8 protein-coding genes are annotated in these 7,222 nt (G+C 46.5%); all 8 read left to right on the top strand.

Features of this window, described 5'->3' with window-relative positions; translation table 11 throughout:
• Positions 1-38 precede the first annotated feature (38 nt).
• The 8 genes from FFM80_RS06150 to FFM80_RS06185 all read left to right on the top strand — a co-directional run bounded on the left by FFM80_RS06150 (position 39) and on the right by FFM80_RS06185 (position 7,108).
• Positions 39-515 carry a flavodoxin family protein gene (locus FFM80_RS06150; RefSeq protein ID WP_137640010.1) on the top strand — a complete coding sequence of 159 codons (477 nt, stop codon included), beginning with the start codon at positions 39-41 and terminating at the stop codon, positions 513-515.
• A 110-nt stretch (positions 516-625) separates the two neighbouring features.
• On the top strand, positions 626-1,282 hold the full coding sequence (locus tag FFM80_RS06155) for an NAD(P)H-binding protein (RefSeq protein WP_137640011.1): 657 nt from the start codon (positions 626-628) through the stop codon (positions 1,280-1,282).
• A gap of 15 nt (positions 1,283-1,297) precedes the next feature.
• The gene (locus FFM80_RS06160; RefSeq protein ID WP_137640012.1) at positions 1,298-1,714 is read left to right on the top strand and encodes a MerR family transcriptional regulator; all 417 of its coding nucleotides are present in this window, start codon (positions 1,298-1,300) and stop codon (positions 1,712-1,714) included.
• 225 nt (positions 1,715-1,939) lie between these two features.
• On the top strand, positions 1,940-3,274 hold the full coding sequence (locus FFM80_RS06165; RefSeq protein WP_137640013.1) for an MFS transporter: 1,335 nt from the start codon (positions 1,940-1,942) through the stop codon (positions 3,272-3,274).
• A gap of 79 nt (positions 3,275-3,353) precedes the next feature.
• Complete coding sequence (locus tag FFM80_RS06170; RefSeq protein WP_171001045.1) at positions 3,354-3,716, top strand: nuclear transport factor 2 family protein; 363 nt, start codon at positions 3,354-3,356, stop codon at positions 3,714-3,716.
• 18 nt (positions 3,717-3,734) lie between these two features.
• A complete protein-coding gene (locus FFM80_RS06175; RefSeq protein WP_137640015.1) occupies positions 3,735-4,334 on the top strand; it encodes an NAD(P)H-binding protein in 600 nt (199 codons plus the stop codon).
• A gap of 184 nt (positions 4,335-4,518) precedes the next feature.
• A complete protein-coding gene (locus FFM80_RS06180; RefSeq protein ID WP_137640016.1) occupies positions 4,519-5,388 on the top strand; it encodes a DegV family protein in 870 nt (289 codons plus the stop codon).
• Positions 5,389-5,536: 148 nt separating this feature from the next.
• A complete protein-coding gene (locus FFM80_RS06185; RefSeq protein ID WP_137640017.1) occupies positions 5,537-7,108 on the top strand; it encodes a cation:proton antiporter in 1,572 nt (523 codons plus the stop codon).
• Positions 7,109-7,222: the final 114 nt, after the last annotated feature.

Here is a 7,222-nt window from a genome sequence, read left to right on the forward strand (position 1 = left end):
GTCTAAGGATAGTCAAATAAGTGAAAGTAGGGGTTAAAATGACAACTAAAATTTTATTAGTGACTTATTCATGGTCAGGCACGACGGCTAAGATGGCAACGGCGTTACAAAAAGTGACCGGGGCCACCCGGGTGGATCTAACAGTGGCGGCAGATACTTTTTCCACTGATATGTATGCCACTGCTAGTATTGCTAAGCAACAGTTAGCGACTGGTCAGTTACCGCGCTTAACCAATCCGGTGCCAGATTTAACGGCAACCAAACTCATCTTAGTAGGCGGGCCAGTCTGGTCGGGTCAGGTAGCGACGCCGGTCCGGGCCTTTTTGACCCAGTTGGCTGGTTATCAGGGCACTGTGGCACCATTCTACACAGATGCGGGGACGCCCGGCGATTATGAAGCGGACTTTAACCAATTGCTTCCCGGAGTTAAGGTTGCGCCTGGTTTAGGGATGACGACTGGTCAAGTGGCGCATGCGGAAGCAGCACTTAAGACTTGGTGGTCAGAAATGCAATAAATCTTCAAAATTAGTTTGAAATAAATCTGGTTTAACGCTTGCCTTGAAGTTACTGCAAGGGGCTACACTATGGTCATTCAAGTTGAAAATAGTCTTTTTTGAGGAGCGATATGATGAAAAAAGTTTTAATTTTAGCCGCTAATGGCCAGATTGCCCGGATTGTTGAACAGCGTCTTTTAACGGAACCAGCCTTCCAAGACGTCGCTTTAACCTTGTTTTTACGCAAGGCTAGTCGGTTGGCACAATTGGCTGAAAATGACCGGGTCACCTTGATTGATGGCGACATTACGGATGTTACTAGTGTGACTAAAGCAATGGCCGGACAAACGATGGTTTTTGTAGCGGTCGTTGATCATGATGCGAATAATCGGTTGACCCGTAACGTGATTGCCGCAATGCAAGCCACCGGTGTTAAGCGGGTTTTGTTCACGAACGTTTTGGGATTGTACCATGAAGTTCCCGGTGAATTTGGGCGTTGGAATGAGGCGACGATTGGTAGTGGTATGGCCTCAGCCCGACAATCAGATGCCTTGTTAGCGGCTTCTGGTCTAGATTACACGACGTTACGGTTACCGTGGTTGAACGATCGTGATGAAGTGACTTACAGTGTGACAACGAAAGACCAGCCATATGCCGGTGTTTCGGGTTCGCGGCAAAGTGTGGCGGACGTGGTTGTCCGACTAATTGCTGACCCGAATGCTTATAATCGTGATAGTATTGGGATAGCTGATCCAGCAACGCAAGGGCAAGACCGGCCAGTCTATTAGTGGAGGAATCAGAGTATGAATATTAAAGAAGCAAGTGAACAAACTGGCGTCTCATCCGCCGCAATTCGTTATTATGAAAAGGAATCGTTAATTCCGCCCATTGACCGCACTGAAGTTGGCAACCGGGATATTGATGATCGGATTCTGCGCCGGATTCGCTTTGTCACTCAAATGCGGGCAGCTGGGATGAGTATTGAAAGTTTGCGGCGGTATATTCAATTATTTGATGCCCAAGAAGACAATACTAAGGAACAAAAAGCCATCTTAAAAGAACAATTGGCGGTCATGGAAGAAAAGCGCGATGATTTACAAGCCGCAATTGACCATTTGAATTATAAGTTAAACCATTTCTATGATCATATGGAAACGACTGAGGCAGAATTACGTGAACTAGAACGGCAACATCAAGCTAAGCTTGAACAAGAAGATTAATGAAAAAGGCCGGGCAACCGGTCTTTTTGATTGGACTTAAGTTATTTTTGTAGACGGAAGACACCATCTGATATTCCTAAATGAAGAAGCTAAGTTAACTGTTGAAAAGCTGTCACTGAAAAGTTGACAGCTTTTTTCTGTAAAAAAAGTCAAATTAAGACTTGCCTTGAAGTTACTGCAAGGGTCTAAACTGCATTTATTCACTTAAAGACAAGGAGCAACATTATGACAAAGAATAAGCGGTTTGACTGGATTTTATTAATTATCCTATTCAGTTACTTCATGATTTTGTTAGACAATTCAATTATCTTTACTGGGACGGTGAAAATCGCCCAGGAGTTACATTTAACGCAACAGACACTGTCGTGGGTTAGCAGTGCCTATTCCTTAACTTTCGGTGGCTTTTTATTATTAGGCGGCCGTGCTGGTGATTTATTTGGGCGGCGACGGGTCTTTGAAATCGGCCTGGTTATTTTTGGAGTAGGATCTTTGATCGTTGGTTTGGCCGTTAATGCGCCAATGATTATTGCGGCGCGGGCTTTTCAAGGTATCGGCTCGGCAATCTTAGCCCCGACAACGCTAGCCATCCTGATGGATACGTACACGGGGCCAGCACGGGTCCGGGCGATTGCGTATTATGGGGCGATGGCTGGAATTGGGGCCAGTGTCAGCTTGGTCATTGGTGGGGTCTTTGCCAGTCTCTTAACTTGGCGGGTTGGTTTCTTCATTAATGTACCAATTAGTATTTGGATGTTTTACTTGGCAGTGCGCCATTTATCAAAAGACACGGGACAAAGCGGTCAGCTCGACTGGATTGGGACGTTGACGTCGTTAGTTGGGATGAGTGCGTTAGTTTACAGTATCGTCGGGACTTGGGAGAAGGTCCCAGCTTTAATCTTGGCCGTGGTGATGCTCACAATCTTTATTGTTCAAGAACATCGGACTACGCAACCCATTATGCCGTTACGCTTGTTTGCTGACCGTGAACGGATTGGGGCTTACTTAGGTCGGTTCTTGTACTTAGGGTCGATGCTGGGGTTTTGGTTCATTACCCCGCAATTGATGCAAAACCAATTGGGTTTTAGCGCTTTAATGGCTGGGGTTGCGTTCTTCCCGCTCACTATTGTGAACTTTATTGTGGCACTCCAAGTCGCCCGCTTGACTACCAAGTGGGGTAACGGTGGGTTGCTAGTGGTCGGCATCGGGTTAACGTTAATTGGCATGTTTTGGTTGAGTTTCTTTACACCTGCCACGGGTTATTGGCTGGGGATCGCCTTGCCGATGGTCGTGATTGGGATTGGTCAAGGCTTGGCCTTAAGTCCATTTACCGCTGCCGGGGTTGCGCATACACAAGGTGCAGATGCCGGGGCGGCGTCAGGGGTTGTAAATGTGATGCACCAAATTGGCGGTTCCGTTGGACTATCGATCTTAGTCGCCGTTCAAAGTATGGCGCACAATCAAGTCATTGGCTTTCAACACGCGATTTTGACGGGGGCGGTGTTACTATTGATCGCCTTAGTTGCGGCAATTGGCTTAATTGTTCCCGGCGAACGAAAATAAAATGAATAAAAGGCTTGCCTTGCAGTAACTGCAACGTCTTATACTAACGATGTTGATTAAAATAAATCAGGTGATAAAGATGGAAAATGAACTCATGACGCTATATCAGCAATACAATCAAGCCATGACAACGGCGGACGTTGATCAGCTGGCTCAGTTATTAGCACCGAGTTTTACGTTAACCCACATGACCGGCTACGTGCAGCCCCGGTCAGAATGGTTGGCGCAAATTAAGAACGGGCAGATGCATTATTTCAAGTCCGAAGAACAGCAGGTTACCATCAAAGCAACGGCTGATGGTTGGCAATTAACGGGACAGAGCTTAGTGACCGCCTCGATTCATGGTAGCGGGCGGCACGCTTGGCCGTTGAATACCGTGATGCCGATTAAGTCGATTAATGGTCAGTTACAGATTATGCAAGCAATTGTCACAACTTATTAAAAAAAGCGAGGGTTAATGATGAAAAAAGTTTTAATTATTGGTGCAACCGGTTCAGTTGGTGGGACCGTGCGGGATTATTTATTAGCGAATAGCGATGACCAATTAACGTTGTATGCCCGGCATGCGAATCGGTTAGTGGCCGATGCCGCCCGCGAAACGGTGATGAAAGGCGACGTCAATCGGGTGGCCGAATTAGCCTCAGCCATGCAAGGTCAGGATGTGGTTTTTGCGGCATTGAGCGGTAACTTAAAAGCGATGGCTGAAAGTATCATTAAGGCGATGCATCAAGCTCAAGTCAAACGGTTGATTTTCATTACTTCAATGGGGATCTATAATGAAATTCCAGAGAGCTTAGGTGCTGGTGGGAATGTGAACAGTAACCCGATGTTGCGGGGATATCGCGCGGCAGCAGACGTGATTGAGGCGTCCGACTTAGACTATACGATTGTGCGGCCAGGGTGGTTCGATAATGGCAGCGATGATTATGAAGTCACCCAAAAAGGAACGCCATTTGGTGGTCATGATGTCTCACGACGCGCCATTGCAGACTTAGTCATGCATGCCGCGGATGATAATGATTATGTTAAGGCAAGTGTTGGGATTAACCGGCCAGAATAAGGGTTTAACACGTCGTTCGCTTAGTTATCAAGACGGCTGATTGAGATTTTTTCAATCAGCCGTCTTTTTTAATGCAGTCGTCATTGAAGCGGCCTTAATTTAAAAAGCGACCAAGTGTTAGAATCCATGGTATGATGATTTGGAGATTGAAAATACGACTTTCCTAACTATAGGGGGATGAAACATGTATCAAGTACTGACTGATTCAGAGTGTGATCTACCAGCGGCAGTTTTAGCGGCTGGTAATGTGGCTGCGATTAGTTTTCATACCAAGCTAGGCGATCAAGATTTAATCAATGATTTTGGGAAAAGTTATGACATCAATGCGTTCTATCAAAAGATTCAAACCGGGACGATGCCGACGACGACCCAAGTTAATATCGGAGAGTACGTGGCTTTCTTTAAGCCATACGTTGAACGGCAACAGCCGATTGTCTACGTTGGCTTTTCTGGAGGCCTCAGTGGCTCAATGTCGAGTGCTCATCAAGCCCGCGCAATGCTATTAGAAACGTATCCGGATGCCGATATTCGGATTGTGGATACCTTGGCAGCTAGTGGTGGTGAAGGGTTGTTAGTGTTACAAGCCATCAAATTACAACAAGCTGGGGCGACGTTAGATCAATTCGTCAATTGGTTTGATGAGAATAAGCTACGCCTGCAATCGTGGTTTACGGTTGATAATTTAACGTATCTCTATCACGGCGGCCGGATTTCCAGAACGTCCGCTGCGTTAGGAACGTTACTGAAAGTTAAACCCATCTTGGATGTTGATCCCGATGGTAGGTTACGCCAGGTGTTTAAGACAAGAACGCGGAAGAAATCCTTGTTTGAACTCGCGGATAAAACGCTAGCGGTGATGCAAAGTGACCCTGATCAACCAGTGATTGTGACGACTAGTGGCGATTATGCGGCGGCCGAAGTCGTCAAAGCGCGGATTATCAAAACTATCAGTACGGCAGATGTGCAGATTTACCCGATTGGCATGACGATTGCCAGTCACACCGGTTTTGGCTGCGTGGCAGCCTTTGCGATGGGTGACCAACTAAGAAATTAAGCGATTATTCTAAAGAAAATATTACTTTGGGGTTGCGAGGATGCTTAACCGGCACCTCGCTTTTTTGTTAATCGGTGGTGTTACTAGCCAATTAAAGCGCTAAACGCGTACAATTAAGTTAAGTTTTAGTTGAGATGAGGATAACCATATGGAAACTAATTTATATTTATCGACGTTTACGATTTTAATTGCGGTCGCTGTCAGTAACTTATTGGCGCAGGGGTTGAAAAAAATCGCGCCAACTTATGTCAATCTGGCAGTCGGCATCTTGGTCGGCTTATTGCCGTTTACGAATGCCACCGTCTTGAACTTTGATAATGAAATCTTTATGACGGTTGTGATTGCACCGCTACTTTTCTTTGAAGGTCAGAATACGCGGGTCTTAATTGTTCGACGAAAGTTAAAGTTGATCTTAAGTACGGCAGTCGGCTTGGCGGTCGCAATTGCGATTATTGTTGGACTAGCCGTGCACGTTTTAGCGGCGGTTGCATGGCCATTAGCGTTGATAATGGTGGCTATCAGTGCGCCGACCGATGCCACCGCGTTAGATTCCGTTACGGGTGGTCGTGACTTGCCCGCTCACGTTGGCACAGTCTTACGAATGGAAGCGCTGTTCAATGATGCGACCGGCTTGATTATCTTACAGGCCGGTGTCTTGTGGTACACCAGTGGACACTTGGCATTGGGTCAGAACCTATTGGCCTTTTTGTGGTCAGCCGGTGGTGGGGTGCTTTTTGGCGCTGGCGTGGCCTTTTTACTCATGCTAGCGCGGCAGGCGTTGTTGCGGTCGCGTTGGAACTTGGCCTCATCACAAATTATTATCTACTTAATGACACCAATTCTTATTTATTTGGTAGCTGAATTAGGCCAATTATCTGGTATTATTGCGGTGGTCAGTGCGGGATTGGTCTACAATGGCGAGGCCCAACGTAGCCGCTTCTCTGATCCTCGCCAATTTCATTTGTCAGTTCAACTGATTAACTTTGGCACCGAAATTTTGAATAGCTTTGTCTTTGTGGTTTTAGGGATCTTATTGGCCCGAATTATGATGGGCTATCGAGCGGGGTCGATGCGTTGGCTGTGGTTAGGCCTATTAATTTATGGCCTGGCATTGATTTTACGATATGGCTATGCACGGCTGATTCATCTAGCCCAGTCACACGCGGTGATTTTTGCGCTAGGTGGCGTGCATGGCACTGTAACGTTAGCCTTGGCACTATCTGTGTCGGTCTTGACGGCGGCCGATAATCAGTTGGTGTTGCTAGTTGAGACTGTCGTGATCTTATTCAGCATGCTGGTGCCGACCCTGATCTTGCCACGGCTATTACCGACTGATACGACAGCCGTCGTGATGGCACCGAAAGTGGCAACAATGCGTCAAGCGATGGTCGCAGCTGGCCTGACGCGTATTGAACCCTTAATCTTGACGTCAGCCGTGCGGGCGAGTGTGACTTATGATTTACGCGACCAATTACAGCAAAATAAGCTAAGTCGTTTCTTACAACAGTGGGGACAGAGTAGTTGGGAACCAGTGTTGTTTACCGGCGATGAAGCCTTACAAGAGCGGCGTGCGTTGATGTATGCTTTTGATGCGGAACGGCAGTACCTGTATGATTTAGCCTTGGAGCATCGGTTTGATACGAAGACTATTTATAAGTTGTATAGTGAAATTTTGTTGGCGGAATCATTAGTTTTAGATCCAGCTAATCAAGCAGAGTAAATAAAAACCGTTAGTCTGGCGTGAACCCCGGGCTAACGGTTTTTTCTACGTCTTGTCAAGAAGAATGTTGATGTACCAACTTTTCAATGTTTAGGATGACTTTGGATTCACTAT

It is taken from the genome of Lactiplantibacillus dongliensis (assembly GCF_005405105.1).
GTDB lineage: Bacteria > Bacillota > Bacilli > Lactobacillales > Lactobacillaceae > Lactiplantibacillus > Lactiplantibacillus dongliensis.

Excerpts from the sequence above, each read along its gene's own strand:
- FFM80_RS06150 (WP_137640010.1), top strand. The coding sequence starts at position 39 with ATGACAACTAAAATTTTATTAGTGACTTATTCATGGTCAGGCACGACG.
- FFM80_RS06155 (WP_137640011.1), top strand. The coding sequence starts at position 626 with ATGATGAAAAAAGTTTTAATTTTAGCCGCTAATGGCCAGATTGCCCGG.
- FFM80_RS06160 (WP_137640012.1), top strand. The coding sequence starts at position 1,298 with ATGAATATTAAAGAAGCAAGTGAACAAACTGGCGTCTCATCCGCCGCA.
- FFM80_RS06165 (WP_137640013.1), top strand. The coding sequence starts at position 1,940 with ATGACAAAGAATAAGCGGTTTGACTGGATTTTATTAATTATCCTATTC.
- FFM80_RS06170 (WP_171001045.1), top strand. The coding sequence starts at position 3,354 with ATGGAAAATGAACTCATGACGCTATATCAGCAATACAATCAAGCCATG.
- FFM80_RS06175 (WP_137640015.1), top strand. The coding sequence starts at position 3,735 with ATGAAAAAAGTTTTAATTATTGGTGCAACCGGTTCAGTTGGTGGGACC.
- FFM80_RS06180 (WP_137640016.1), top strand. The coding sequence starts at position 4,519 with ATGTATCAAGTACTGACTGATTCAGAGTGTGATCTACCAGCGGCAGTT.
- FFM80_RS06185 (WP_137640017.1), top strand. The coding sequence starts at position 5,537 with ATGGAAACTAATTTATATTTATCGACGTTTACGATTTTAATTGCGGTC.